Origin of the sequence: Aeromonas sp. A04, assembly GCF_047780465.1 — a bacterium.
Lineage (GTDB): Bacteria > Pseudomonadota > Gammaproteobacteria > Enterobacterales > Aeromonadaceae > Aeromonas > Aeromonas bestiarum.
Genome location: NZ_JBLNHP010000001.1, coordinates 895775 through 920482 on the forward strand (window position 1 = coordinate 895775; position 24708 = coordinate 920482).

A 24708-nucleotide genomic window follows, 5' to 3' on the forward strand; every position below is an offset into this window, starting at 1 on the left:
AGAGAATGAGTGGGTTCAAACCGGATCATAATTCAGGCCCCAGCGCGAAGTGGAGTCGCAGCGGCTTGTCTTCCTCGGAAATGCCCACCGCCAGATCGAGCCTGACCTGACCTATGGGGGTGACCCAGCGCACGCCGATCCCGGTGCCTATCTTCCAGGCCTCGCTGTAGTCGACCGTGGCCGTCCCGCCATCCACGAACAGGGCGCCTAGCCACTTGTCGCTGAAGCGGTAGTTGTATTCGGCGCTGGCGACGCTCACGTAACGGCCCCCCAGCAGCTTGCCGTCACTGCCGCGCGGCGATATGGTCTCGTAGCCATAGCCACGCACCGTCTGGTCACCACCTGTGAAGAAGCGCAGGGAAGGCGGCACCAGCGAGAAGCTGTCCCCTATGATGGCGCCCTGTTCGGCCCGCAGCAGGAAGCGGTGATCCTCACCCAGGGTGCGCAGCCACTTGCTGCGCCCCCACACCCGCACGAAGCTGATGTCGGAGCCCCAGTAAGGGTCGGAAAACTCCAGGGTCAGCTGCTGGCGATCGCCCCAGTCGGGCACCAGACCGCCGCGCACCCGCAGCCGCGACCAGGAGACACCGGGGATCAACAGCAAGCTGTTCCCCTCGTCGGCGCCCTGGGTATAGATCTCGTTCTCGAGCCGGATGAAGACGTCTCTGTCCCAGCTCTCCGGCCGCCGCTTCCAGCGGTGCACGCTGACGGTAGTCAGGTCGGAGCGGGTATCGTTGCTGTCCTTGTATTGATAACCCGCCTGCAGCGAGTAGTAATCCCGCAGCGGGTTGCCCACCGGGATCTGGTAGTCAAAGCTCAGCTCGGCCTCGGGTTGCGAAACCTTGGCGGTGGCGTTGAGGCGATGGCCGTAGCGGTTGACCCAGGGCTTCTCCCAGGTGGCGCTCATGCGCGGGCCCACGTCGGTGGCAAAGCCGATACCCGTCTCGATCTCGTGGTCGACCCGGTTGGAGAGGGTCACCTGCACCGGCACCCGGTTGCCCTCGGCCTGGCTGATCATGGGCTTGATATCCACCTGCTTGAACAGCTTGGTGGAGGAGACATCCTGCGACATCTCGGCCAGCCGGATCGCCAGATAGGGGTCGCCGCTCTTGATGTTGATGAGCGGCCGAATGAGGCGCAGCGCCTCCGGCGTGGCGTCGTAGTGGATCTCGCCGAAGTGATAGCGGGGGCCGGAGCGAAACAGTATGTAGATCTCGGCCGTGCCCTGATCCGGGAACACCTTGACCTGACTCTTGCTGATCTTGGCGTCGAAATAGCCGCGGGCCAGCCCCAGGCTGCCGAGATCCGCCTTGATGGATTCGTATTTGCCGTGGTTGAGGGGATCCCCCTCCTTCAGGGGCAGCTTGTCCAGCAGCTCGCTGTAGATCTCGTCGCTGCCCGCGTCCCCTTCCAGCAGTATGTCGAGGCGGGAGATGATGACGGGCTTGCCCGCGTCCACCTCGACCACCACCCTGGCGGGGGCTTTTTTGTCGCGGCTCAGGGTGATCTTGGGCTGGTAGTAGCCATAGACCTGCAGGGCTTTTTGCACGCTCTCGGTGATCTTGGCGCGGGCCGGCCGGTATTGGCGCTCCTGATAGACAGGCAGCGCATTGAGATAGGCTTCGACGTTATCCTTGGTCTCCCCTCTCAGACCCTTGATCTGATAGGTGAGTTTGGCCGCCATGGCCGGCGTGACGAACAGCAGCAGACAGAGGCTCAGGCCCAGCGCGCGGAGCCCACGACGGAAAACCCGTCCGGGCGATGAGATCCCTGCAGGCAGGGGCGGATTGCATCCTGTCAAACGTCAATTTCCCCGAAGAACATGATTAAAATAATGCAATATTTAGAATGAATATGAGGCTCACTCGATGGCAAGCGCGCCTCATCCTAGCATATCCCCGGTGCAACATCAGAGCGGAGCGACATCGAAATTCGCCCTATTATTGAAGCCTTTGCCGCTCGGCTTGCTCACTTTTCTCCCGCCTGCCCCACAGACTTATGCCATTGTGGGTAAAAAAGGGCCATTCCTCAGCCATCAGGCCATGACAGGCATCACAAACGGCGGTTCGTCTCGCCTCCCCCTTGCGCCAACGCCCCCTCGCCCACGCGACATCAACTGTCGGCAACTGGTCAAGATGACGACGGCCGGCCCGCTACCTGCCCCCTGAGCCCCTGCCTCCCTGTTCGATCAAAAGCTTATTTAGATGATAAAAATCAACTGGTTGAATCTGAATAATCAAAGCCTCGTTCGCCTCAATCGATTTATCCCGCTGCCCCCCGCCGCTCGTCTCGCCCACACTGGGTTCATCTACCAAAGAAAACGCATCGCCCGCACCGGCGTCATGAGTCCAGGGGCCCGTCGCCCCCGACGCTCTCAACCGAAGGAGACACATCATGCATGCACGCAGCGAACAGATGGCTGACTACATTGCCGACCGACTCGAGTTCATCACCTTTCTCGCCTGTTGCAGTGCCCTGCTTGCCCTGCTGACCGGCATGAACGGCCAGCAGGCGCTGGCCTTTACCGCCCTCAATCTGCCGTTCGGGCTCGCCATACTGCTGGGCATGGCCATGCTGGCGCCCCTGCCGGCGCACTGGCGTCTGCCGGGCATCACCCTCTTGCTGGCGGGCTGCGCCCTGGCCACCCTGCAACTGGGGGGCGACTGGCTCAACCCCTTGGCCATCTGGAGCCTGCATGCCCTGCTGGGGCTGGAGATCCTGTGGCAATCGCGTCCAAGGGCCCGCCTCGGCGCCCGCGCCCGCAGTTAATCCCTGCATGACGGCTGACGCGCGGCGGGAATTGGAGTAATCTTGCGCCCCGATTTGCCCGCCGCAGAGGAGCGCCAACATCATGAAGAAAGCCTGTGCCCAGCACATCCTGGTCAAGACAGAGAAGCAGTGTCTGGAGATCAAGGAGAAACTTGCCAAGGGGGCCGACTTTGGTCAGATGGCCAAGCGTTTTTCCACCTGTGCCTCGTCCAAACGTTCGGGGGATCTGGGGGAGTTTTCGAAGGGCGACATGGTCAAGCCGTTTGACGATGCCGTGTTCAAGGGCGAACTGCTGACAGTGCTCGGCCCGATACGCACCAAGTTCGGCTTTCACCTCATCAAGGTGCTCTACCGCAACTGATGGCTCAGGGCTCGGGTGTCAATGTCACCGGCCAGCCGCCGCAACGGCGGGCATAGAAGCCGAAGCGCCAGGGATGGCGCTGCGCCCAGTCCTCCATCTCGGGTGCCGGCGTGAAGCGGCTATCCGGCCAGAGCGACACCCGGCTCGCGCGGCCATGCAGCGCCTGCCAGCGCGTCAGGCTCACCTGGGCCAGACGCCACTGATAGTCATCCCTGGGCAGCAGGGCCGGGACAAATTCCTGACCGCGATTGCAATATTGCCCGCCACCATCGTGCCCATCCACCAGCTGCCAGAAGACATTGAGCAGATCCCCATAACCCACCAGGGCCGGATCGTAATCGATGCGCACCGCCTGGCGGCGCGCCGCCCCCTGTGCAGGCGTGGTTTCCTCGGGCAAGGGAATGACATAGCCGGGTTCGACCCGCGTCACCCCGGGCACGGCCTCATAGACGATCTCGGCGCGCCACATGTCACCCGCCGCCAGCATTGCTGTATCTGCCCACAGCGAAGCGCTTGGGAAAAGCAGCAGGATTGAGATAAATTTACTAACGTTATCAGTCAATTAAGTTTATCCTTCTGGGCACTAGTCCATCATAACCAGTGGATCCCCGTTATGCCCAGTTATTTGTGGTGGCCCCTGCTGGCCTGGTTGCTGCCCCTCGCTGGCGCCCTCGGCAGCCGCCTTCACCTCTGGCCCTGGTGGCTGGGGTTCGCCCTCTGTCTGCTCGGTGCGCTGATATCGCTCCTGTTGCTGGTCCGCCTGCCCTGGAGCCGGCGCAAGGTCCCTGGCCTGTGGGGGATAACCCCGCTGCTGCTGCCCCTGCTGTTTCTGGTGCAGGCACTGCGCATGCCGCCGCTCAACGACATCAGCACGGATCCCTATAACCCGCCGCCCCTGCGCTGGGCCGCCGAGCTGAGAACGGCGCAGGATCTGCCCATCAATGCGGCCCCCTTGAAAGCATTCGAGAGCAAACCCGGTCCTCTCTATACCAGCGCCTCCCCGATCGAGGTGATCACCGAGGCGAACGAGCTGATGGAGGAGCTGGGCTGGCAGGTGCGACCAAGCCAGGATGGCCTAGATGCGGTGGCCACCACCGGCTGGTTCGGTTTTCAGGATGACGTGGCGCTGCGGGTCTTTGCCGGCCCTAAAGAGACCCGCATCGACATGCGATCGGCCTCCCGTCAGGGGCGCAGTGATCTGGGCACCAACCGGGCACGGATCGAGGAGTTTCTGACTCGCCTCAACGAGCGGCTCGGTCAGGCCTACAAACCCAATTTGAAGCAATAGAAGGTAATCAATGCGCGTCGAGGTCAAGCCAGATCGGGAATATGCCTGGTTCATCCGCCCCTTTTTCTGGCTGCAGAAACGCAACTACGGCCAGGTGCTGATCCCGGGCAAATGCTGGGGCCGCTCGCCATGGCTGTTTGCCGCCGTGGCCACTCTCTACGGCGTCATCAACCGCAAGCGCTCGCCCATCGATCCCGTGCTGCGCTCCCTGGTGACGGTGCGGGTCTCCCAGCTCAACTGGTGCCGCTTCTGCGTCGACATCAACGCCATGACCCTCATCAAGCGGGCCGGCTCCAGCGCCAAGGTGGAGGCGCTGGCCCACTGGCGCAGCAGCCCCCTGTTCGATGAGCGGGAAAAGGCGGTGCTCGACTACACAGAAGCCATGACAGGCCTGGATGGGGTGAGCGACGCACAGGCTGCGCGCCTCAAGCCCTGGTTCGACGACGATGCCATGGTGGAGCTGACCGGCCTCATCGCCTTCCAGAACATGTCGGCCAAGTTCAATGCGGCCCTCGACATAGCCCCCCAGGGCTTCTGCCAGCTGCCGGTGCAACCCGAGCGCCCCGCCGCGGCCCCCGATCAGCAACCCGGCAAGGACGCCTGATGACACGGGCCCGCCTGCTGCTCCTGCTGGTGATGGGGTGCCTCATCGGCGCCTTCTTCGCATTCGATCTCGGCCGCTACCTGAACCTGGCCCAGTTGCAGGCCCGCCAGGCCGAGCTGGCCGCCCTGGTCGATAGCCATTTCGTCAGCGCCGCCCTGATGTTCGTGGTCCTCTATGTGCTGAGCACGGCCCTCTCCCTGCCCGGCGCCAGCCTGCTGACCCTGGGCGGCAGCGCAATATTCGGGATCGGCTGGGGGCTGCTGCTGGTCTCCTTTGCCAGCACCCTGGGCGCCACCCTGGCCTTTCTCAGCGCCCGCTTCCTGCTGCGCGACTGGGTCAGGGCCCGCTTTGGCGACAAGCTGGCCACCTTCCAGGCCGGGATGGAGAAGGACGGCGCCTTCTACCTGCTGAGTCTGCGCCTCATCCCCCTCTTCCCCTTCTTTCTGGTCAACCTGCTGATGGGGCTCACCCCCATCAGAGTCAGTACCTACTACTGGGTGAGCCAGCTCGGCATGCTGCCCGGCACCTTCGTCTATGTGCTGGCGGGCAGCGAACTTGCGACCCTCACCAGCACGGGCAATATCCTCTCCCCCGGCCTGATGGTGGCGCTGACCCTGCTGGGGCTGATGCCTTTCTTGATCAGGCGCGCCATGCAACAGCTTGCCCTGCGCCGCCTCCATGCCCCCTATCGAAAGCCTGCCCGTTATGACTACAACCTGCTGGTGATCGGGGCCGGCGCCGGCGGTCTGGTCACCAGCTATATCGCCGCGGCGGTGAAGGCCAAGGTGGCGCTGATCGAGAAACACAAGATGGGGGGTGATTGCCTCAACAGCGGCTGCGTCCCCTCCAAGGCGCTGATCCGAAGCGCCCGCTTTGCCGCCGAGCAACGCAGGGCAAGCGAGCTGGGCTTCAGTCCGAGCCAGGCCCGCGCCGACTTTGCCGCCGTGATGGAACGGGTCGCCAGGGTGGTAAAGGAAGTCGAACCGCACGACTCGATGGAACGCTATCGGGCGCTGGGGGTGGAGTGCATCGCCGGGGAGGCAACACTGGTCTCCCCCTGGGAGCTGGAGGTGAACGGCCGGCGCCTTGCCAGCCGCCATATAGTGCTCGCCACCGGCGCCAGACCCTGGGTGCCGGATCTGCCAGGAGTGGCCGACGTGCCTTATCTCACCTCGGACACCGTCTGGCAGCTGCGCACCCCGCCGCGCCGCCTGCTGGTGCTTGGCGGCGGCCCCATCGGCTGCGAGCTGGCCCAGAGCCTTGCCCTGCTCGGCGTGCCGGTCACGCTGGTGGAACTGGCCGATCAGCTGCTGCCACGAGAAGAGCGGGAGGTGGCCGACGCGCTGCAATCCCAACTGACCCGTGACTGTGTCACAGTGCTCACCGGCTGGCGCGCCGAACGGGTCGACTATCGGCCAGAGGAGGAGCAGGCATCAGACCCGCAGCCGCAATCAGGGGAAGCGCAAAGCGCCTTGCCCATTCGGCTGCAACTGCGCCGGGGCGATGACGTGCGAGTGATTGAGGGGGATCAACTGCTGCTGGCGCTGGGCCGCGTCGCCAATGTGAGCGGCTTCGGGCTGGAGGCACTGGGGGTGGAACTGGCGCCCCGCGGCACTGTGGCCGTCGATGGTTTTCTGGCCACCAACTACCCCAGCATTTTGGCGGTGGGGGACGTAGCCGGCCCTTACCAGTTCACCCATGTTGCCGCCCATCAGGCCTGGTATGCCGCCGTCAATGCCCTGTTCGGTCAGTTCAAGCGGTTCAAGGCGGACTACAGGGTGATCCCGGCGGCCACCTACACCACGCCGGAAATCGCCCGGGTCGGCCTCAACCGCAAGGAGGCCGAAGCCGAGGGTATCCCCTTCGAGGCGACCCGCTTCGAACTGGCCGAGCTGGATCGCGCCATCGCCGACGGGGAGCGCCACGGCTTTATCGAGGTGCTGACCGTGCCCGGCAAGGACCAGATCCTGGGTGCCACCATAGTGGGCACTCACGCCGGCGAGCGGATCGCCGAATTTGTGCTCGCCATGCGCCACCGGCTGGGGCTTGGCAAGATCCTCGCCACCATACACGCTTATCCCACCCTGATGGAGGGGAACAAGTACCTGGCCGGTGAGTGGAAGCGGGCCCATCAGCCCACCCGGGTGCTGGCCCTGCTGGCCCGTTATCATAGCTGGCGCCGCGGCGCCTGATCCTTTGCCCAAGGTAACTCACATGATCACGACACTGCCCTTGCTCAAATCCCTGTTGTGCGCCCTGCCCCTGCTGGCAGGCGGCGCCCTCTTTGCCCATGCCAGTGCCAACGAAGCCAAGGATGCCCACTGGCAGCAAACCCTGGCCCAGGCGAAGGGGCAGACAGTCTACTTCAACGCCTGGGGCGGCAGCCCTGAGATCAACGCCTATCTGGTGTGGGCCGGCCAGGAGCTTGAGCGCCAGTATCAGGTCAAGCTGGTGCAGGTGAAGGTGGATGACATAGCTCAGAGCGTCAGCCAGCTGCTTGCCAACAAGCAGGCGGGCAAGGACACGGGCGGCCCCATCGATCTGCTCTGGGTCAACGGCGAGAACTTCAAGGCGCTCAAGGAGCAGGGGCTGCTGGGTGCCCCCTTTACCGGTGATCTGCCCAATATGGCGCAGGTAGACAAGACGCTGCCGGTGAGTGAGGACTTCACTGTGCCGGTCGAAGGGCTGGAAGCCCCCTGGGGCATAGGCCAGCTCAACCTCATGGTCAATGGGGACGAGGTGGCCACCCCGCCCACCTCGGCGGCAACCCTGCTCGCCTGGGTCAAGGAACATCCCGGTCGCTTCACCTATCCCAAGCCGCCCCAGTTTCATGGTTCCAGCTTCCTCAAGCAGATCCTGCTGGAGTTGACGGCCGATCCCGCCCCCCTCTATCGGGAGGCGACCGACGCCGACTTTGACCGACTCACGGCACCGCTCTGGGCCTGGCTCGATGAGCTGCATCCGGCACTCTGGCGCAAAGGCAAGCTGTTCCCCGCCAGCGCCGCCGAGACCCGCCAGCTGCTCGATGATGGCGAGCTCGCCATGGCCATCAGCTTCAACCCCCAGGAGGCCCAGAGCGCGGTGCAAAACGGCACCCTGCCACCCAATGTGGTGGCGGTCGCAATGGAGAAGGGGGCGCTGACCAACAGCCACTTTCTCGCCATCCCCTTCAACGCCACGGCCCGGGCCGGCGCCAAGGTGGTGGCCAACTTCCTGCTGAGCCCGGTGGCCCAGGCCCGCAAGGCCGAGCCCGCCTTCTGGGGCGATCCCAGCGTGCTGCAAGCCAGCGCCCTGCCGGTCTCGGCCAAACAGGCGCCTGCGCTGCGCTTCAAGGCTAAGCCTGAGCCCCACCCCAGCTGGCAGCTCAGGCTCGAAGCGGCCTGGGCCGAGCGTTACGGTCACTGATGAGCCCGGCCGGTCACCTAGAGTCCAACTGGCGCCCCTTGTTTGGCGCTGGCTGCGCCGCCCTGCTGGCCGCCCCCTTGCTGGCGGGGCTGGGATTGCTGCTGGCCGAAGGGGTGGCCCCCCCGCACCTTCAACGGCTGCTGGCCCAGCCCGGGCTCTGGCACTCGGCAACCCTGAGCCTCTGGATTGGCGCCGCCTCGACCCTGGGCAGCCTGCTGCTGACCGCCCTGCTGCTGGCGCACAGCGGCACGCAGGGGGCAAAGAGCCGGGCCTTCTCGCTGCTGCAGCGCCTGCTATCTCCCCTGCTGGCGCTGCCCCACGTCGCCTTCGCCATCGGCTTGGCCTTTCTGCTCGCCCCCTCCGGCTGGCTGCTGCGCCTCGTCTCGCCAGTGCTCACAGGTTTCGAGTTTCCCCCCGACTGGCAGACCATCAAGGATCCGCTGGGCCTTGGGCTGATCTTCGCCCTGATCCTGAAGGAAACCCCCTTTCTGCTGCTGATGGCGCTGGCCGCACTGGAGCCCGCCAAGCTGGCGCGCCAGCAGTGGCTCGGCGCCAGCCTGGGGTTCAGTGCGACGCAGATCTGGTGGCGCCTGCTGCTGCCGGCGCTGTGGCCCGCCCTGCGCCTGCCCCTCTATGCGGTGGCCGCCTACGGGGTGGCCGTGGTGGATCTGGCCCAGCTGCTGGGGCCCGATGCCCCCGCCCCGCTGGCGGTCAGGTTGTGGCTCTGGTATCAGGATCCGGATCTCGTCTGGCGTAGCACCACCGCCAGCGGGGCCCTCTTGCTGCTCGCCCTCAGCCTGCTGCTGCTCGCCTGCCTCCGGCTGCTGGAGTGGGGCCACACGAGCATCGGCAAGCACGTCTGGCTCGATGGCCGCCGGACCGAGCCTGGTCTGCTGGCCGCCGGCCTGGCCAGCGGCAGCGTATTTGCCCTGATCGCGGTCAATCTGGTGGTGCTGGGGGCGCTGCTGCTCTGGTCGCTGACCCGGCGCTGGTCCTTCCCCGACCTGTGGCCGAGCCAATGGAGCAGCCAGCATTGGCAAGATCTGCTGCCGGGCCTGATGCCGCTGCTCATTGACAGCGCCCTGCTGGCGCTGGCGAGCGGGCTGCTGGCGCTGATCCTGGTGGTGCTGAGCCTGGAGGCGCAACAGGGCCGCCGCCCCTGGCCGCTCTGGCTCATCTGTCTGCCGCTCTTGCTGCCCCAGGCCAGCCTGCTGTTTGGCGTCCGCCTCGGGCTCGACTGGCTAAGCCTTCGCTGGACAGGCAATGGCATCGGCTGGGGCTGGGTGCTCTGGAGCCAGCTGCTGTTTGTCTTCCCCTACGTTTACCTTTGCCTGCACGGCCCCTATCGTCAGTTCGACCCGCGCCTGGTGCAAGCCGCGCTGACGCTGGGGGCCAGCCCCTGGCGCACCTGGTGGCGGGTGAAGGGGCCTCTGCTGGCCCGCCCGCTGCTGTTCGCCTTCGCGGTGGGAGCGGCGGTGAGCCTGGCCCAGTATCTGCCGACCCTGCTGTTTGGGGCAGGAAGAGTGGTCACCATCACCACAGAGGCGGTGGCCATCGGCAGCGGCCTCAACCGGCGGCTGGCGGGCCTCTACGGCCTGCTGCAACTGCTGCTGCCGCTCTTTATCTATCTGCTGGCGCTCTGGCTGCCGGCCAGGCTCAACCCGGCGCTCAAGGGCGCCCGCTGAACATGAGAACTTGCCGATGCTGAGCACCACGCCCCTGCGCCTCTACCTAGATGAAAACTTGCTGCTCTCGCTCCCTGCCCTGCAGGTGGCCCCCGGCGAGGTGCTGACCCTGATGGGGCCAAGCGGCTGCGGCAAGAGCTCGCTGCTGGCGGCGCTGGCGGGAGTCTTGCCCCCCAGGGGCCCCATCCGGCTGGAGGGGGAGATACGGCTCGACGAGCGGCTGCTCACCCCCCTGCCTCCCCAGGCGCGGCGCATCGGCATGCTGTTTCAGGATGATCTGCTGTTTGCCCACCTGACGGTGGCCGAGAACCTGATGTTCGGCATGCCCGCCACCCTCAAGGGATTGGCGGCCAGACGGGCAGCCGCGTTGGCCGCACTGGCACAGGTGGCGCTGGCGGATCAGGCCGACAAGTTGCCGGGGGCGCTCTCCGGCGGCCAGAAGGCGCGGGTCAGCCTGCTGCGGGCCCTGCTGGCCGAGCCGCAAGCCCTGCTGCTGGACGAGCCCTTCTCGCGCCTCGACAAACCGCTGCGCGCCGCGTTCAGAACCCTGGTGTTCGAGCGGCTCAAGGCCAGAGGCATACCTGCCATCCTGGTGACCCATGACGAGGAGGATGCCCCCGGTACCATACTCGATCTCACACCCTCTCTTTGTCTGCCAACCGAGGACCCCGACCTTGTTTGATCGTCACCTTATTCCCCTGATCCGCAGCCCCCTCACCCGGCTGGCCAGGCCCCTGTGCCGGGCTGGGATCAGCGCCAACCAGATAAGCCTCACCGGCTTTGCCATCGGCATGCTGGCGCTGCCGCTGCTGGCGTTCGGCCTCTATCCGCTGGCGCTGGTCGTCATACTGCTCAACCGCTTGCTGGACGGGCTGGACGGCTCCGTGGCACGGGAAACCGGGATCACCGACTGCGGCGGCTTTCTCGACATCACGCTGGACTTTATTTTCTACGCCGCCGTGGTGCTGGGCTTTGCCCTCGCCGCCCCCGCCAATGCGCTGCCCGCCGCTACCCTGCTGTTCGCCTTCATGGGCACAGGTTCGAGCTTTCTGGCCTTCGCCATCATGGCGGGCAAGCGGGGGATCGAAAACCCCGTCTACCACCACAAGTCCCTCTACTATCTGGGCGGGCTCACCGAGGGGAGCGAGACCATAGCCCTGTTCGTGCTGATGTGCCTCTGGCCCGCGGCGTTTGCACCGCTCGCCTACGGCTTTGCCCTGCTCTGCCTCATCACCACCCTGACCCGGCTCTGGAGCGGTTACCACACCCTGCGGCAGCAAGGGCACAGGGAGTGATGAACAGGCCCTGCGATGCACTGAGCACTTGCGCATGGATGACAATGTTTTACCATGGCGGCACTCTTTTTCAGGCTCATGAGAACCTTATGCGTCGCCTTGTCTCCGTGCTCACGCTTTCCCTGTTTCCCCTGCTCTACGGCTGCAGCAGCACGCCGGCTGCCAAACCCGTGGTCAAACCCCAGCCCAACAGCGCCTTCATCAACCAGACGCCGCCTAGCCGCCCCGTCTACGGCCAGGGGGTCAGCAAGGGGGATTTTGCCAATCGCAGCAACGTGGATCAGTTCGTGCAACGCATGGTGCAAAAGCACGGGTTTGACGGCGCAGAGCTGCACGGTGTGCTGGCCCAGGCACAGCGTTATGACTGGATCATCCGGCTGATGGATGCCCAGGCCCCCACGCCGAGCAAGCCCACGGGCCCGACCGGCGCCTGGAATCGCTACCGCGCCAAGTTCATCACCCCGGACAACGTGCAAAATGGCGTCAGCTTCTGGCGCGAATACGAGAGCGAGCTCAACCGCGCCCAGCAGGTGTATGGGGTGCCGCCGGAGATCATAGTCGGCATCATAGGGGTGGAGACCCGCTGGGGTCGGGTGATGGGCAAGACCCGCATCCTGGATGCACTGGCGACCCTGGCGTTTGACTACCCGCGCCGGGCCGAGTTCTTCACCAGCGAGCTGGAATCCTTCCTGGTGATGACCCGGGATGAGGGGATGGATCCTACCGAACCCAAGGGCTCCTACGCCGGCGCCATGGGCTACGGCCAGTTCATGCCGTCCAGCTTCCAGCGCTACGCGGTGGACTTCAACGGCAACGGCCACACCAACCTGTGGGATCCGGTGGATGCCATCGGCAGCGTGGCCAACTACTTCAAGGCCCACGGCTGGGAGAAGGGCCAGCCGGTGGCGGTGCGCGGTCAGGGCCAGCTGCCCGGCTATGAGCACGGCTTCCAGACCCGCTACCCCGTCGCCTCCCTGCGCCGCGCCGGGCTGACCCCCACCAGCCCTCTGGGCAATCACAGCGAGTCGAGCCTGCTGCGCCTGGATGTCGGCACCGGCTACCAGTACTGGTACGGTCTGCCCAACTTCTACGCCATCACCCGCTACAACCACAGCACCCACTACGCCATGGCGGTGTGGCAACTGGGGCTGGCGGTGAAGGATGCCAGAGGCGGTTACTGAGTCAGGCGTGCAGCCAAAAAAACGGGCCCGCGGGCCCGTTTTTTTATTCGTTTTCCAGCAACCAGCGCTTGAGCAGGGCCGCCAGCTGGGCCTGCTCTGCCTGAGTCAAGGGGGCCAGCAGACGCCGCTCGTTGGCCACGTGCAGCTCGACCGCCCGGTCGATCAAGGTCTTGCCCGACTCCGTCAGGCAGACCAGCAGACTACGCCTGTCGCTTGGCGCCGCCTGCCGCTCTACCAGCCCCCGCTCGGCCAGCTTGTCGAGCCGGGCCGTCATGGCCCCCGAGCTCAGCATGGCGGATTGATAGAGCACGGTCGGCGTCAGCGGCTCGCCGGCCCGGCGCAGGGTCGCCAGAATATCGAAGTCGCTGCCGAGCAGGCCGCACTCCTTGAGCTCTTCGCTCACCTCCCGTCCGGCGATCGCCGCCATCCGCGCCACCCGACCCAGCACCCCCATGGGCGAGCAGTCGAGATCCGGTCTCTGCCGGGCCCACTGGGCCAGCAGCAGGTCTACATGATCACTGTCCATCTCAGGTCACTTATCTTTTCATCGAGATACTTGATAGTAAACCAATCCAGGACTAGATTATCTTTACTTAAAGATACTTCACAAAGAGATAAATCATGCCTCTGCTGATCGCCCTGCTGGCTCCCCTGTTGTGGGGCAGCACCTATGCCGTCGTCAGCCTCTATCTGACCGACTACTCCCCCTACTGGGTGGCGGTGTGGCGCGCCTTGCCCGCCGGGCTGCTACTGCTGTTGCTGCACCCGCGCCTGCCGCCCCTGCCATGGGGCAAGCAATTCCTGCTGGCGTTTTGCAACATAGCCGCCTTCTTCGCCCTGCTGTTCGTCGCTGCCTTCCGGCTGCCGGGGGCCGTGGCGGGCACACTCGGCGCCACACTGCCGCTGGTGCTCATGTTGCTGGCCTGGCTGCAGGATGGCACGCGGCCCAGCCTGAAGTGGCTGCTGCTGGGGTTGATGGGGCTGGCCGGGGTCTTGCTGCTGCTCAACCCCTCCGCCAATCTGGATCCCGTAGGCGTGACCTGCGCCCTGCTGGCCACCCTGCTCATCGGCCAATCCAGCCGCTGGATGCAGCGCTGGCCGGTGAGCGATCTGCTGGCGCTGACCGCCTGGCAGTTGCTGCTCGGTGGCCTGATGCTGATCCCGCTCGCCTGGTGGCTGGCCGGCCCCATGCCGCTGCCCCATTCGGCGAGTGCGCCAGGGCTGATCTGGCTTATTCTGCTCAACACGGCGCTGGCCTACTGGGCCTGGTTGTGGGGGCTCAAGCGCCACGGCCCGGAAGTGATGGGCATGCTGGCCCTCACCAACCCCATGGTGGCAGTCTCCTGCGGCGTGCTGATGGTGGGTGAAACCCTGGATGGTCGCCAGTGGCTCGGCATAGGAGTGATCCTGCTCTCCCTCTTCCTGATGAAGCTGCCGGCGCGGCCCTTCTTCAAGCGCTGGCAGGCCCGCAGGGCGAGCACTGGCCAGTGCGACCAGGCGTGAGTGCCAGACCGCCTCGGCCGAGAGGAATAAAAAAGAGGAGCCATTGCGGCTCCTCTGTTTATTCAGCTTTCAGCGGCTCGATGCAGGCTTAAACACCCGCCTTGGCCAGCGCAGCGGAGACGATCTGCTGGGCTTCCTGCTGGATTAGATCCAGGTGCGCCTCGCCCTTGAAGCTCTCCATGTAGATCTTGTAGATGGACTCTGTGCCGGAGGGGCGCGCCGCAAACCAGCCGTTCTCGGTCACCACCTTGAGGCCGCCGATGGCGGCATCGTTACCCGGTGCCTTGGTCAGCTTGGCGATGATGGGCTCACCGGCCAGGGTAGAGGCTTCAACCAGCGCCGGATCCAGCTTGGAGAGCACAGCTTTCTGGGCGCTGTTGGCCGGGGCATCGATGCGGCGATAGCTGGAGCGACCGAACTTGGCTTCCAGCACATCGTAGTGGGCCTGGGGATCCTTGCCGGTAACGGCCAGGATCTCGGCGGCCAGCAGCGCCAGAATGAAACCATCCTTGTCGGTGGTCCAGACGGTGCCGTCCTTGCGCAGGAAGGAGGCGCCGGCGCTCTCCTCGCCACCAAAGCCGAACTCGCCGCTGTAGAGACCATCCACGAACCACTTGAAGCCGACCGGCACCTCTTTGAGGGTCCGGCCAATCTCGCCGGCGACCCGGTCGATCATGGAGGAAGAGACCAGTGTCTTGCCGACGGCTGCCGCTTTGGGCCAGCCGGTACGATGGGTGAACAGATACTGGATCGCCACCGCCAGATAGTGGTTAGGGTTCATCAGCCCCGCCTTGGTGACTATGCCGTGACGGTCGTAGTCAGGGTCGTTGCCAAGGGCGATGTCGAACTTGTCTTTGAGCGCGATCAGGCTCGCCATGGCGAACGGACTGGAGCAGTCCATCCGGATCTTGCCGTCCTTGTCCAGGGTCATGAAGGAAAAGGTGGGATCTACCTTGTAGTTGACCACCTCTATGTTCAGACCATAGGTCTTGGCGATGACGTCCCAGTAGGCGACACCTGAGCCGCCCAGCGGATCCACACCTATCTTGATGCCCGCTTTCTTGATGGCGTCCAGATCCAGCACGTTTTTCAGGTCATCCACATAGGGGGTGACATAGTCGTGCTCAACCACGAAGGGGCTCTTGAGCGCCTCTGCAAACGGCATCCGTTTCACCCCGGCCAGGCCGGCTTCCAGAATGGCGTTGGCGCGGTCTTCCACCCACTTGGTGATCTCCCCTTCTGCTGGGCCGCCGTGGGGCGGGTTGTACTTGAAGCCGCCATCTTCCGGCGGGTTGTGGGACGGGGTGATCACCACGCCGTCCGCCAGCGCCGCCGGCTTGCCAGCCCCTTCCTTGCCAGCGTTGTAGCGCAGGATGGCGTGAGAGATGACCGGGGTCGGCGTGAAGCCGAGGCCTGCCTGAATGCGCGTCTCGACCCCGTTGGCGGCCAGTACTTCCACCGCGCTGGCAAAGGCGGATTCAGACAGAGCGTGGGTGTCCATGCCGACAAACAGCGGGCCCTGGATGCCGGCCTGCTGGCGATATTCCACCAGTGCCTGGGTCACCGCCAAGATGTGGGATTCGGTGAAGGCGTTGTGCAGGGCGCTGCCACGGTGGCCGGAGGTGCCGAAGGCCACCCGCTGCTCGGGGCGGCTCATGTCCGGCTTGTTGAGGTAGTAGGCGCTGACCAGACGGGGAATGTTGGTCAGGTCACTTAAACGGGCCGGCTGACCGGCGTGGGAATGCTGTGCCATGGCGTTGTCCTTGCTTGATGGCGGCCTTGCCCGGCAAGGCCTGAGTCTGATGAAGCGTTAAATTGCGCTGCACACCTGCGCGATCACCTCTTCGCCATAGCCCATGCTGGCCATCAGCTGGGCCACCATGTTCTGCTTGCGACTGGTATTGGTATTGGTGATCACCCAGAACGGGGTCTGTGGCACCGGCTTGGGCTTGGTAGTGCTACCGCTGGCACGCAGTGCCTCGGGATCCTGCGAGAAATAGACGCGCTTGCGCCCCTTGATTTCGGTGGCCTGGGTAAACCCGACCGGGTCATCCCGGTAGAGGGTACTGAGCACCTGCATGAAGCGGTTGATGGACTTCTCTTCTTTTTGCAGCTCACCCGAGTCGAGCAGGGCCTGCAGCCCTATGGGGTCGGCGACGACGCGCGGCTGGGCAAGGGCGACCGGCTCGGCCGGCGGCACTGCGATGTGCGTGGGGTGTTCCAGCAGACGGCGCAGGATATCGGAGGCACTCTCACCAATGTGCCGGGTCTGGCTGGCGATATAGAAGTAGAGATCGTCATCAAGCTCGATGGTTTTCATAGGGATGCGCTGGACTCGTCGAAATTCGGATGCGGCGATTATACATAGGCAAACCCGGCAGCCCAAGCCAAGGGCTGGCAGATGTGCATGAATCTCATCGAGAATACGGCATAATGGCGGGCCAAGTGTGTGATCCTCCGCACTGATAGCGCATACGGGGCCATTTTTTTGAAAAAAAACCACAAAAAAATGCCTCCCAGGGAATGAAATCCTTTTCTTTCAGTGTGTTAAAAAACAGGCGAAAAAGCCCACGACCGGCAAGGTGTCATTTTGCAACAAAACTCATTATTGAACTTCAAGGAACAGGGCCAGGGCCCGGCCGTCGTGCTGATCCACGGTCTGTTCGGCAGCCTCGACAACCTGGGGCTGCTGGCCCGTGCACTCGGCGAGCACTATCGCGTCATCAGCGTGGATCTGCGCAACCATGGCGCCTCCTTCCACAGCGACGAGATGAGCTATCCCCAGCAGGCCGCCGACGTGCTCGACCTGCTCGATGCCCTGGCGCTGGATCAGGTATCCCTGGTCGGTCACTCCATGGGCGGCAAGGTCGCCATGCAACTGGCCAAGCAGGCCCCCGCCCGGATCGGCAAGCTGGTGGTGGCCGACATAGCGCCGGTCGCCTATCCCCATGCCCGCCATCAGAATGTGTTTGCCGGCCTCAACGCCACCCTGCGCCAGCCGGTGCAGAGCCGCAGCGAGGCGGAAGCCCTGCTGGCCCAATACGTCGAGATCCCCGGCGTGCGCCAGTTCCTGCTCAAGTCTTTCGCCAAGGGGGAGTCGGGTTGGGGCTGGCGCTTCAACGTGCCGGCGCTGGAGCACAACTACGCCAACATCATGGGCTGGCCCGACGACCAGAGCCGCTTCGAGGGGCCCGCGCTCTTCATCAAGGGGGGAGATTCTGACTACATGCAGCCCCAGCATACAGAGACTGTGATGGCGCAATTCCCGGCGGCAAGGGCCCGGGTCATCGCCGGAACCGGCCACTGGCTGCACGCCGAAAAGCCGGTTTTGTTCAACAAATTGGTTGTGGATTTCCTGTCGACAGGCGGTTAACAGTTTCAAATCCTTTGTGATATAGTGCGCCCGTCATAAGGAGTGTGCGCAATCCATGCTGAGTGAACATATCGATCTTATCGAGAGTCTGGGCCTGAAGTTGTTCTTTCTGGCCATTTTCATATTGATTGGCCTGGCCATTCACGACGTGCTCAAACGCGGTAATGTGCCCCGTTTCGGTCGACTCATCGTCTGGTTGGTTCTCTTTCTCGGTTGCGCGGGTTTTGTCGCCAAGGGGCTGATCGAATTGGGCTGGGAAGGCTCAGGGATCGGCTAACTTATTTTCATCTGTGATGTATGGCCAAACAGCAAACTGATCGAACAACACTGGATCTGTTCGCAAATGAGAAGCGCCCCGGCAGGCCAAAGACCAATCCACTCCCCCGTGAGACCCAGCTCAAGATCAACAAGCGCAACCAGCTTAAGCGCGATCGAGAGAATGGCCTGAAACGGGTTGAGTTAAAGGTGGAGGCCGAGTTGCTGGAGCGCCTGAACCAACTTGCGTTACAACAGAACGTCAGCCGAGCCGAGCTGATCCAATCTATCCTGAAGCAACAGATTGAGTCTGCTTTCGCAGCAGGCATCGCAATCTGACCGTTAAGCATTAACACCAGATACGGGTAACTAAACACTATGGCTAGTGTAGGTCTGTTTTTCGGCAGCGATACCGGTAATACCGAAGCTGTCGCCAAGATGATCCAGAAAGAACTGGGCAAACAACTGATTGAAGTCCGTGACATTGCCAAGAGCAGCAAGGCCGACATCGACAGCTTCGATCTGCTGATGTTCGGTATCCCGACTTGGTACTACGGCGAAGCCCAAGCCGATTGGGATGACTTTTTCCCCGAGCTGGAAGAGATCGACTTCACCAACAAGCTGGTCGCCATCTTCGGATGCGGCGATCAGGAAGACTATGCCGAGTACTTCCTCGACGCCATGGGCACACTGCGTGACATAGTCGAAGCCAAAGGCGCCATCATCATCGGCAACTGGCCAACCGCCGGTTACGAGTTTGAAGCCTCCAAGGCTGTGGTGGATGACAAGCACTTCGTCGGTCTGGGTATCGACGAAGATCGCCAGCCGGAGCTGACCGCCGAGCGCGTCAAGGGCTGGTGCAAGCAGCTGCATGAAGAGATGTGCCTGGCCGAGCTGGAGTGATCCGGCAAGCCAGCCACCTCTGACAACAAGGGCCCCATCGGGGCCCTTGTTGTTTCTGCGACATGCGCTTTTCAACCCCCTCTGTGTTCGGGTTTGGCGCGCACATAGAGGGTGCGTTTGACCTGGGCCACCAGCTCGCCCCCCTTGTCCTGCACCGTCACCTCGAACTCGGGGAAGTGCTTGTTGCCCCCCTCGGTCGCCGCCGCTATCTCGGCCAGCTTGCCGTCGGTCAGGTTGAATTCGGCCACCAGCTTGCCCTTGCCCGGCTTGATGTAGTTGATGCTGCCCGCCTTGTCCCAGACGTAATAGCGGTTCTTGAAATAGCCCATCAGCATCAGCGGATAGATGGGATCCGTCATCGCAAACATGCTGCCGCCAAACTGGGTACGGTTGGCGTTCTTGTTCCACCAGCGGGACTTGAGCGTCACCCGGCAGTAGCGAAAATCATCGCTCAGCGCCTCTATCTTGATACCTGCGCCCCAGAAGGGGGGCCAGGCGTTGAGGGCGCGGCGCACCCAGGCCGCGTTGTCAAAAAGCCAATCCATGGATCTCATCCGACCAGACAATGAAGAAGGTTACATCTTATCAACATTCGACGGGCGAGCAAGCCGGTGCTGCGATTTCACCAATTCGGCCAGATGGCGGACTTTGCGCTAAAGCCCTTGAATTACTGGGTTTATTTTTAGGTAAGCTACGACCTATAATGACAGGCCAAGCGAGTTCGTGGTTGCCATTCCAGCGGCAGTCAATCAGAATAACCACACCTTCGAGAATGCGAATAAGTAGAATATGGCAGACAACAACCAAGCGTTAAAAAAGGCCGGGCTCAAGATCACCTTGCCCCGCGTCAAAATCCTGGAAATCCTGCAACAGCCGGATTGCCAGCACACCAGTGCGGAAGATCTGTACAAACGACTGATCGACCAGGGTGAAGAGATTGGTCTCGCTACCGTATATCGCGTTCTCAACCAGTTTGATGATGCCGGTATTGTTACCCGTCACCACTTCGAAGGGGGCAAATCGGTGTTCGAGCTGGCCACCCAGGAACACCACGACCACCTGGTCTGCCTCGATTGTGGCAAGGTGATCGAGTTCTCCGACGAGGTGATCGAGCAGCGCCAGCGCGACATCGCCAAGCTGCACAACATTCGCCTGACCAATCACAGCCTCTATCTGTACGGCCACTGCGCCAACGGCGACTGCAAGCACGACGATTGATAGCGGCTTGCACCGGTCAATAAAAAAGCCAGCATAGCGCTGGCTTTTTTTGTGTCCGCAATCCGGACAAGAGGGGCAGGGTCTCCCCTGCCCCTCTGCTTGTCAGGCCTCGGCCTTGCCCCAGACGTCACGCAGGGCCACGGTGCGGTTGAACACCAGGTGCTCGGCGCTGGAGAGCTTGTTGTCGGCGCAGAAGTAGCCTTCGCGCTCGAACTGGTAGGCAAACTCCGGCTTGGCGTTCTGCAGGGAGGCTTCCACGCGGGCGCCTTCGATGATCACCAGGGAGTCCGGGTTGAGCGCCGCCTCGAAGTCAGCCTCGGCACCCGGGTTCGGCATCTTGAACAGACGGTCATAAAGACGGATCTCGGCCGGCAGGGAGTGAGTGGCGGAGACCCAGTGGATCACACCCTTCACCTTGCGGCCATCGGCCGGATCCTTGCCCAGGGTCTCGGGATCGTAGGAGCAGTAGATACAAGTCACCTTGCCATCCGCATCCTTCTCGACCCGCTCGGCCTTGATCACATAGGCGTTGCGCAGGCGCACTTCCTTGCCCAGCACCAGCCGCTTGAACTGCTTGTTCGCTTCTTCTTTGAAGTCCGCTTCGTCGATGAAGATCTCGCGGGTAAAGTTCAACTCGCGGGTACCCATCTCGGCGTTGTTCGGGTGCGCCGGTGCGGTCAGCACCTCGTCGGCCGCCAGGTTCTCGATGACCACCTTCACCGGATGCAGCACGGCCATGGCGCGCGGTGCATTCTCGTTGAGATCGTCACGGATGCAGGCTTCCAGCATGCTCATCTCGACTATGTTGTCCTGCTTGGTCACGCCGATGCGCTTGCAGAACTCGCGGATGGAGGCAGAGGTATAGCCACGACGACGCAGACCGGAAACGGTCAGCATGCGCGGATCGTCCCAGCCATCCACGTGCTTCTCGGTCACCAGCAGGTTCAGCTTGCGCTTGGACATGACGGTGTATTCGAGGTTCAGACGAGAGAACTCGTACTGACGCGGGTGGCAGTCGATGGTGATGTTGTCCAGCACCCAGTCATACAGACGACGGTTGTCCTGGAATTCCAGGGTACAGATGGAGTGGGTGATCCCTTCCAGCGCGTCCGAGATGCAGTGGGTGAAGTCATACATCGGATAGATGCACCACTTGTCACCTGTCTGGTGGTGGTGGGCAAACTTGATGCGATAGATGACCGGATCGCGCATCACCATGAAGGGGGACGCCATGTCGATCTTGGCGCGCAGGCAGGCGCTGCCTTCGGTGAACTCGCCGTTCTTCATCTTGGCAAACAGCGCCAGGTTCTCTTCCACGCTGCGATCGCGGAACGGGCTGTTCTTGCCGGCTTCGGTCAGGGTGCCGCGGTATTCGCGCATCTGCTCGGCAGACAGCTCGTCCACATAGGCCAGACCCTTTTCGATAAGCTCGATGGCGTAGCCGTGCAGCTTGTCGAAATAGTCGGAGGAGTAGCAGATCTCGCCGTTCCACTGGAAGCCGAGCCACTGCACGTCCTGCTTGATGGACTCCACGTATTCGATGTCTTCTTTCACCGGGTTGGTGTCATCGAAACGCAGGTTGCACTGACCCTGATAGTCACGGGCGATGCCGAAGTTCAGGCAGATGGACTTGGCGTGGCCGATATGGAGATAACCGTTCGGCTCGGGCGGAAAACGGGTATGCACGCTCTTGTGCTTACCGCTGGCCAGATCTTCATCAATGATCTGACGAATAAAGTTAGTTGGGCTGTTCGCCTGACTCATGGCTCACCTCAAAAATGCGTCACTGGCGGAAGTTGTGCCGGCTGGCACCCTCATACCCCCGCCGTCAAGCCGGTTATGATCCCTCATTACGCGCCCTGTCTCAACCTGAATTTACCCAATTCGGGGCGCGGGCAGGCCAAAACGGCACGCGCCCGCCGGCTGAATGTCATGACGGATAAAAAAAAACCCCGCACTGGGCGGGGTTCAAGGTGATGAAAAAACAAAAACAGACAATACACACACACAACAAAGGCTCACACGCACAGTCAACCTTTCCCAAGGCCGATGCGTTATCGGGCTTGGGAAAGGCGGGTCTTGCGACCCACCTTGCGTTATGGATTGAGGACTATCAGTTCAGCTCGGTGACGCGGCTGGTGCGCTTGCCATCGAAGCTGGTGGTACGCAGGTAGACCTTGCCGGTTACGCTTGGCTTGGCCGCGGCGTCGTAGGCACTCCAGCTCTTGCCGTCCAGGCTGTACTGGATGGGCAGGCCCGGCAGATCCACGTTCGCTTCCAGCTTGCCGTCGATGACCTTGGCGCCCGGCACGGAGAGACGATACTCAACGCCCTGGACATCCAGTTTCGGCAGGATGCGCTGCCCCAGCAGGTTGGCGAACTGGTTCCACTCCTTGTTCAGGGTGGCCTTGTTGACATGCTTGGTCTCACCGGAGAACTCGCGACCCTTCACATAGTTCAGCTCGAAGCCGCCCTTGTGCCAGGCACGCTCGGCCATGGAGAAGATGCGCGGGTAGACCATGTACTCATATTGAGCATCGGTACGCACGGTTTCACTCCACTGCTGACCGGAGATCCCGCGGAACTTGACCGGATCCTGGTCACCCTTGGCCACGAAGGCGTTGCCGTCGCGGTCAACCGAAGTCTCGGCGTTCTGCGGCAGGTTTTCCGGGGCGAAGGCGAACACCTTGCGGGTGTCGTTGACGCGGGTTGCCCAGTAGTAGCCGCGCTCGGCCGGGTGCACCTCGTTCGGGAAGTCGAAGTAGAGGTAATCCGGGTTGGAGAGCACGACGTCATAGCCCTTGTGCGCCCACTTCATCGCCTCGTTGAAGCCACCCCAGTAAAGGGTTTCCCAGAAGTTGACCACTGTCTTGTCGGTGGCAAAATCCTTGGCGCTATTGGCGTACTTGAGGCCATCTTCCCATGCCTGCAGGGTGGAGAAGCCACGGCTCTTGGCCAGCTCGCTCACTTCCTTGGCGAAATAGACAGGCAGCTCGGCCACGTCCTTGATCTTGCCATCGTCGATCATCTTCTGGCAGACCGGCGACTTGCCGAACGGCTTGTCCTGCTTGCTGGAGTCGACGTTGCCCTTCCAGGCGACCAGCTCTTCTTTCTTGGTGACGGCCGGATCCTGATAGCCACCGCCCTGCATGATGTTCTTCGCCTCGTCACCACCGTAGTGCCAGGCAGTCAGCGGCTGGCCGGCGGCCTGGTGCATCTGGGCCACTTCATCCATCACCTTGCTCACGAAGGTGGCAGCACCCGGCTGGCAAGGGTTGATGAAGGACATCTTGTCGTAGAACTGCACCGAGGTGACGTTGGAGGTATCCGCCGGGTCGGTCAGACGGAACTGGTTGGCTTCCGCTTCCTTGCCCTCGGCCATCAGCCGCTGGTAGCGCGCCTCCATGGAGACCACGGCGGCACGGGCGTGAGCCGGCATGTTGATCTCGGGGATCACGGTCACGCCGCGGGCCTTGGCATAACGCACCAGGTCGATGTAGTCGGACTTGCTGTAGAAACCGGAGCCCTGGTTGTCGCTGGTCGGGCCGGAACCCAACTGCGGCATCAGACACTTGGTCTCGGAGAGATCGTGGCAACGCTGGCTGCCCACTTCGGTCAGCTCCGGCAGACCCGGGATCTCCAGACGCCAGCCTTCATCGTTGGTCAGGCCCAGGTGCAGCTTGTTGAGCTTCATGGCCGACATCTGGTCGATCAGCTTGTGCAAGGTTTCCGGGCTTCTGAAGTGACGAGCCACGTCGGTCTGCATGCCGCGGTATTCAAAGCGCGGCGCATCCTCGACGCTCATCTGGCTGACCAGCTTGTCGTTGACCCCCAAGAGGGAGATCAGGGACTGCGCGCCCCAGAAGGCGCCTTCGATGTCATGACCCTGGATCACAGTGCCTTTCGGACCTACGGTCATGTCATAACCTTCGGCCTGCTTGAGCTTGCTGCCGAGCTTGACGGTCACTGGATAGCCGGTGTCGGAGAGGGTAACACCCAGCTTGGTCAGTTGAGCCTTCAGGGCGTCGGCACGATCGCTCGGCAGGTCCAGCGCATTGAGCTTGATGCTGGAGAAGTCAACCTGCGGGCCCGCCTTGATGACTTGCTTGAGCGGGGTCGGCAGTATCTGGTCATCAATCTTGCTGGCCGGCAGCAGGTTGCTGGTCAGGTTGGCGGCGAAACGGGTTTCGCTGTTCATCAGGATGTTGTTGTCATCCTTGGTGCGCTTCCAGCCGTCGGCCGGCATCGGCTTCTCGTAGGTGCTGGCGTCATCGATGTTGCTCATGCTGGCCAGCACTTTCGGCTCGGCACCTTCGCTGGCGACATACCAGTTCGGCATAATGTCAGATTCGAACAGTACCCAGTATTCCACCACCAACGGCACTTCGACCGTGGCATCCTTGGCAAAGCCCTTAAACTGCTCGGTTGGCGTCAAACGATAGAGGTCGCCGGTCAGATGGGTGATGGTGAACTGGTCGTTGTCGACCCGCTGGATGCGACGGATGGAGGAGACATAGATGCTCCAGTCCTTGGAAGTCACGTCAGCACCTGTATTGGTCAGGTGCAGCTTGGCAACGCCACAGCTCGCCCACTCGGAACCCAGCGCCTGGCAATCGAGGCCGGCGCCGGCACCGTCGTTGGTGACGACTTCGTACTTGACGACGAGGTTGCTGGCGAGTGAATCGACCACGGCTTGCTTGGCGGCATCGGCTGCCTGTACCTGGCTGACGAAAACGGTAGACATGGCAATGGCTAACAGAGAATGTTTCAAGTTCATAACTGCTGCTCTCATTTGAAGTAAAGGTTGGAATTTCTTGGCTTTTTTTATATTGGGCCCCGAGGCGGGGCCCTAGTTATGTCAACAATGG

The 24708-nt window shown here is 62.6% G+C and carries 24 protein-coding genes; 16 read left to right on the forward strand and 8 right to left on the reverse strand.

Translation table 11 applies throughout. From position 1 onward, the window contains the following. Positions 1-25 precede the first annotated feature (25 nt). Positions 26-1801, reverse strand: coding sequence for an autotransporter assembly complex protein TamA (locus ACM3N8_RS03980; RefSeq protein WP_274452240.1), 1776 nt, complete (start codon positions 1799-1801; stop codon positions 26-28). A gap of 593 nt (positions 1802-2394) precedes the next feature. On the opposite strand from ACM3N8_RS03980, the gene ACM3N8_RS03985 reads away from it, so the two are divergent. After that, positions 2395-2769 carry a hypothetical protein gene (locus ACM3N8_RS03985; RefSeq protein ID WP_042872451.1) on the forward strand — a complete coding sequence of 125 codons (375 nt, stop codon included), beginning with the start codon at positions 2395-2397 and terminating at the stop codon, positions 2767-2769. A gap of 82 nt (positions 2770-2851) precedes the next feature. Beyond that, positions 2852-3130: a peptidylprolyl isomerase gene (locus ACM3N8_RS03990; RefSeq protein ID WP_043138524.1), complete on the forward strand. Its 279-nt coding sequence runs from the start codon at positions 2852-2854 to the stop codon at positions 3128-3130. 4 nt (positions 3131-3134) lie between these two features. On the opposite strand, the gene ACM3N8_RS03995 is transcribed toward ACM3N8_RS03990, so the two are convergent. Then, positions 3135-3692, reverse strand: a complete 558-nt coding sequence (locus ACM3N8_RS03995) for a peptide-methionine (S)-S-oxide reductase (RefSeq protein ID WP_290017045.1) — start codon at positions 3690-3692, stop codon at positions 3135-3137. A 51-nt stretch (positions 3693-3743) separates the two neighbouring features. On the opposite strand from ACM3N8_RS03995, the gene ACM3N8_RS04000 reads away from it, so the two are divergent. The 8 genes from ACM3N8_RS04000 to mltB all read left to right on the forward strand — a co-directional run bounded on the left by ACM3N8_RS04000 (position 3744) and on the right by mltB (position 12588). Beyond that, positions 3744-4418, forward strand: coding sequence for a DUF1499 domain-containing protein (locus ACM3N8_RS04000; RefSeq protein ID WP_290017046.1), 675 nt, complete (start codon positions 3744-3746; stop codon positions 4416-4418). Between the two features lie 10 nt (positions 4419-4428). Further along, positions 4429-5022, forward strand: a complete 594-nt coding sequence (locus ACM3N8_RS04005) for a carboxymuconolactone decarboxylase family protein (RefSeq protein ID WP_290017047.1) — start codon at positions 4429-4431, stop codon at positions 5020-5022. Then, positions 5022-7214 (forward strand): FAD-dependent oxidoreductase, encoded by a 2193-nt coding sequence (locus ACM3N8_RS04010; RefSeq protein WP_290017048.1) that lies wholly within the window; start codon positions 5022-5024, stop codon positions 7212-7214. The genes ACM3N8_RS04005 and ACM3N8_RS04010 overlap by 1 nt, the downstream gene beginning before the upstream one ends. A 22-nt stretch (positions 7215-7236) precedes the next feature. After that, a complete protein-coding gene (locus ACM3N8_RS04015) occupies positions 7237-8427 on the forward strand; it encodes an ABC transporter substrate-binding protein (protein ID WP_290017049.1) in 1191 nt (396 codons plus the stop codon). After that, complete coding sequence (locus tag ACM3N8_RS04020; protein ID WP_290017050.1) at positions 8427-10112, forward strand: ABC transporter permease subunit; 1686 nt, start codon at positions 8427-8429, stop codon at positions 10110-10112. Before ACM3N8_RS04015 ends, ACM3N8_RS04020 begins: the two co-directional genes overlap by 1 nt. A 16-nt stretch (positions 10113-10128) precedes the next feature. Further along, a complete protein-coding gene (locus ACM3N8_RS04025; protein WP_416015477.1) occupies positions 10129-10794 on the forward strand; it encodes an ATP-binding cassette domain-containing protein in 666 nt (221 codons plus the stop codon). After that, entirely contained in the window at positions 10787-11407 is a 621-nt protein-coding gene (locus tag ACM3N8_RS04030) for a CDP-alcohol phosphatidyltransferase family protein (protein WP_416015478.1), read from the forward strand. Before ACM3N8_RS04025 ends, ACM3N8_RS04030 begins: the two co-directional genes overlap by 8 nt. 89 nt (positions 11408-11496) lie before the next feature. Further along, positions 11497-12588, forward strand: a complete 1092-nt coding sequence (gene mltB / locus ACM3N8_RS04035; protein WP_043557225.1) for a lytic murein transglycosylase B — start codon at positions 11497-11499, stop codon at positions 12586-12588. 43 nt (positions 12589-12631) lie between these two features. Here mltB and ACM3N8_RS04040 read toward each other — a convergent pair whose 3' ends face one another. Beyond that, on the reverse strand, positions 12632-13114 hold the full coding sequence (locus tag ACM3N8_RS04040; protein WP_290017054.1) for a MarR family winged helix-turn-helix transcriptional regulator: 483 nt from the start codon (positions 13112-13114) through the stop codon (positions 12632-12634). A gap of 95 nt (positions 13115-13209) precedes the next feature. Between ACM3N8_RS04040 and ACM3N8_RS04045 the strand changes: the two genes are divergently transcribed. After that, positions 13210-14091, forward strand: coding sequence for a DMT family transporter (locus ACM3N8_RS04045; protein ID WP_065402995.1), 882 nt, complete (start codon positions 13210-13212; stop codon positions 14089-14091). An 88-nt stretch (positions 14092-14179) separates the two neighbouring features. On the opposite strand, the gene pgm is transcribed toward ACM3N8_RS04045, so the two are convergent. Both pgm and seqA read right to left on the reverse strand, forming a co-directional pair. Further along, complete coding sequence (gene pgm, locus ACM3N8_RS04050; protein WP_416015479.1) at positions 14180-15844, reverse strand: phosphoglucomutase (alpha-D-glucose-1,6-bisphosphate-dependent); 1665 nt, start codon at positions 15842-15844, stop codon at positions 14180-14182. Positions 15845-15901: 57 nt separating this feature from the next. Beyond that, complete coding sequence (seqA, locus tag ACM3N8_RS04055) at positions 15902-16411, reverse strand: replication initiation negative regulator SeqA (RefSeq protein WP_416015480.1); 510 nt, start codon at positions 16409-16411, stop codon at positions 15902-15904. 288 nt (positions 16412-16699) lie between these two features. Here seqA and ACM3N8_RS04060 point away from each other — a divergent pair, with 288 nt between their 5' ends. Genes ACM3N8_RS04060 through fldA form a run of 4 tightly spaced genes read left to right on the forward strand, consistent with a single transcriptional unit; the run spans position 16700 to position 18622 of the window. Then, on the forward strand, positions 16700-17464 hold the full coding sequence (locus ACM3N8_RS04060) for an alpha/beta fold hydrolase (protein WP_416015887.1): 765 nt from the start codon (positions 16700-16702) through the stop codon (positions 17462-17464). A 55-nt stretch (positions 17465-17519) separates the two neighbouring features. Next, on the forward strand, positions 17520-17741 hold the full coding sequence (locus ACM3N8_RS04065; RefSeq protein WP_042036907.1) for a DUF2788 domain-containing protein: 222 nt from the start codon (positions 17520-17522) through the stop codon (positions 17739-17741). 20 nt (positions 17742-17761) lie between these two features. Beyond that, a complete protein-coding gene (ybfE, locus tag ACM3N8_RS04070) occupies positions 17762-18058 on the forward strand; it encodes a LexA regulated protein (RefSeq protein WP_005309699.1) in 297 nt (98 codons plus the stop codon). A gap of 39 nt (positions 18059-18097) precedes the next feature. Beyond that, entirely contained in the window at positions 18098-18622 is a 525-nt protein-coding gene (gene fldA / locus ACM3N8_RS04075) for a flavodoxin FldA (RefSeq protein WP_017412672.1), read from the forward strand. Positions 18623-18693: 71 nt separating this feature from the next. Here fldA and ACM3N8_RS04080 read toward each other — a convergent pair whose 3' ends face one another. Next, positions 18694-19167: a DUF4442 domain-containing protein gene (locus ACM3N8_RS04080; protein WP_172955377.1), complete on the reverse strand. Its 474-nt coding sequence runs from the start codon at positions 19165-19167 to the stop codon at positions 18694-18696. Positions 19168-19411: 244 nt separating this feature from the next. Here ACM3N8_RS04080 and fur point away from each other — a divergent pair, with 244 nt between their 5' ends. Next, positions 19412-19840 carry a ferric iron uptake transcriptional regulator gene (gene fur, locus ACM3N8_RS04085; RefSeq protein WP_042036904.1) on the forward strand — a complete coding sequence of 143 codons (429 nt, stop codon included), beginning with the start codon at positions 19412-19414 and terminating at the stop codon, positions 19838-19840. A 102-nt stretch (positions 19841-19942) separates the two neighbouring features. Here fur and glnS read toward each other — a convergent pair whose 3' ends face one another. Then, positions 19943-21604 carry a glutamine--tRNA ligase gene (gene glnS, locus ACM3N8_RS04090; protein ID WP_348685665.1) on the reverse strand — a complete coding sequence of 554 codons (1662 nt, stop codon included), beginning with the start codon at positions 21602-21604 and terminating at the stop codon, positions 19943-19945. 349 nt (positions 21605-21953) lie between these two features. Beyond that, positions 21954-24617, reverse strand: coding sequence for a beta-N-acetylhexosaminidase (locus ACM3N8_RS04095; RefSeq protein WP_416015481.1), 2664 nt, complete (start codon positions 24615-24617; stop codon positions 21954-21956). Positions 24618-24708: the final 91 nt, after the last annotated feature.

Excerpts from the sequence above, each read along its gene's own strand:
- ACM3N8_RS03985 (WP_042872451.1), top strand. The coding sequence starts at position 2,395 with ATGCATGCACGCAGCGAACAGATGGCTGACTACATTGCCGACCGACTC.
- ACM3N8_RS03990 (WP_043138524.1), top strand. The coding sequence starts at position 2,852 with ATGAAGAAAGCCTGTGCCCAGCACATCCTGGTCAAGACAGAGAAGCAG.
- ACM3N8_RS04000 (WP_290017046.1), top strand. The coding sequence starts at position 3,744 with ATGCCCAGTTATTTGTGGTGGCCCCTGCTGGCCTGGTTGCTGCCCCTC.
- ACM3N8_RS04005 (WP_290017047.1), top strand. The coding sequence starts at position 4,429 with ATGCGCGTCGAGGTCAAGCCAGATCGGGAATATGCCTGGTTCATCCGC.
- ACM3N8_RS04010 (WP_290017048.1), top strand. The coding sequence starts at position 5,022 with ATGACACGGGCCCGCCTGCTGCTCCTGCTGGTGATGGGGTGCCTCATC.
- ACM3N8_RS04015 (WP_290017049.1), top strand. The coding sequence starts at position 7,237 with ATGATCACGACACTGCCCTTGCTCAAATCCCTGTTGTGCGCCCTGCCC.
- ACM3N8_RS04020 (WP_290017050.1), top strand. The coding sequence starts at position 8,427 with ATGAGCCCGGCCGGTCACCTAGAGTCCAACTGGCGCCCCTTGTTTGGC.
- ACM3N8_RS04025 (WP_416015477.1), top strand. The coding sequence starts at position 10,129 with ATGCTGAGCACCACGCCCCTGCGCCTCTACCTAGATGAAAACTTGCTG.
- mltB (WP_043557225.1), top strand. The coding sequence starts at position 11,497 with ATGCGTCGCCTTGTCTCCGTGCTCACGCTTTCCCTGTTTCCCCTGCTC.
- ACM3N8_RS04040 (WP_290017054.1), bottom strand. The coding sequence starts at position 13,114 with ATGGACAGTGATCATGTAGACCTGCTGCTGGCCCAGTGGGCCCGGCAG.
- ACM3N8_RS04045 (WP_065402995.1), top strand. The coding sequence starts at position 13,210 with ATGCCTCTGCTGATCGCCCTGCTGGCTCCCCTGTTGTGGGGCAGCACC.
- pgm (WP_416015479.1), bottom strand. The coding sequence starts at position 15,844 with ATGGCACAGCATTCCCACGCCGGTCAGCCGGCCCGTTTAAGTGACCTG.
- seqA (WP_416015480.1), bottom strand. The coding sequence starts at position 16,411 with ATGAAAACCATCGAGCTTGATGACGATCTCTACTTCTATATCGCCAGC.
- ACM3N8_RS04065 (WP_042036907.1), top strand. The coding sequence starts at position 17,520 with ATGCTGAGTGAACATATCGATCTTATCGAGAGTCTGGGCCTGAAGTTG.
- ybfE (WP_005309699.1), top strand. The coding sequence starts at position 17,762 with ATGGCCAAACAGCAAACTGATCGAACAACACTGGATCTGTTCGCAAAT.
- fldA (WP_017412672.1), top strand. The coding sequence starts at position 18,098 with ATGGCTAGTGTAGGTCTGTTTTTCGGCAGCGATACCGGTAATACCGAA.
- ACM3N8_RS04080 (WP_172955377.1), bottom strand. The coding sequence starts at position 19,167 with ATGGATTGGCTTTTTGACAACGCGGCCTGGGTGCGCCGCGCCCTCAAC.
- fur (WP_042036904.1), top strand. The coding sequence starts at position 19,412 with ATGGCAGACAACAACCAAGCGTTAAAAAAGGCCGGGCTCAAGATCACC.
- glnS (WP_348685665.1), bottom strand. The coding sequence starts at position 21,604 with ATGAGTCAGGCGAACAGCCCAACTAACTTTATTCGTCAGATCATTGAT.
- ACM3N8_RS04095 (WP_416015481.1), bottom strand. The coding sequence starts at position 24,617 with ATGAACTTGAAACATTCTCTGTTAGCCATTGCCATGTCTACCGTTTTC.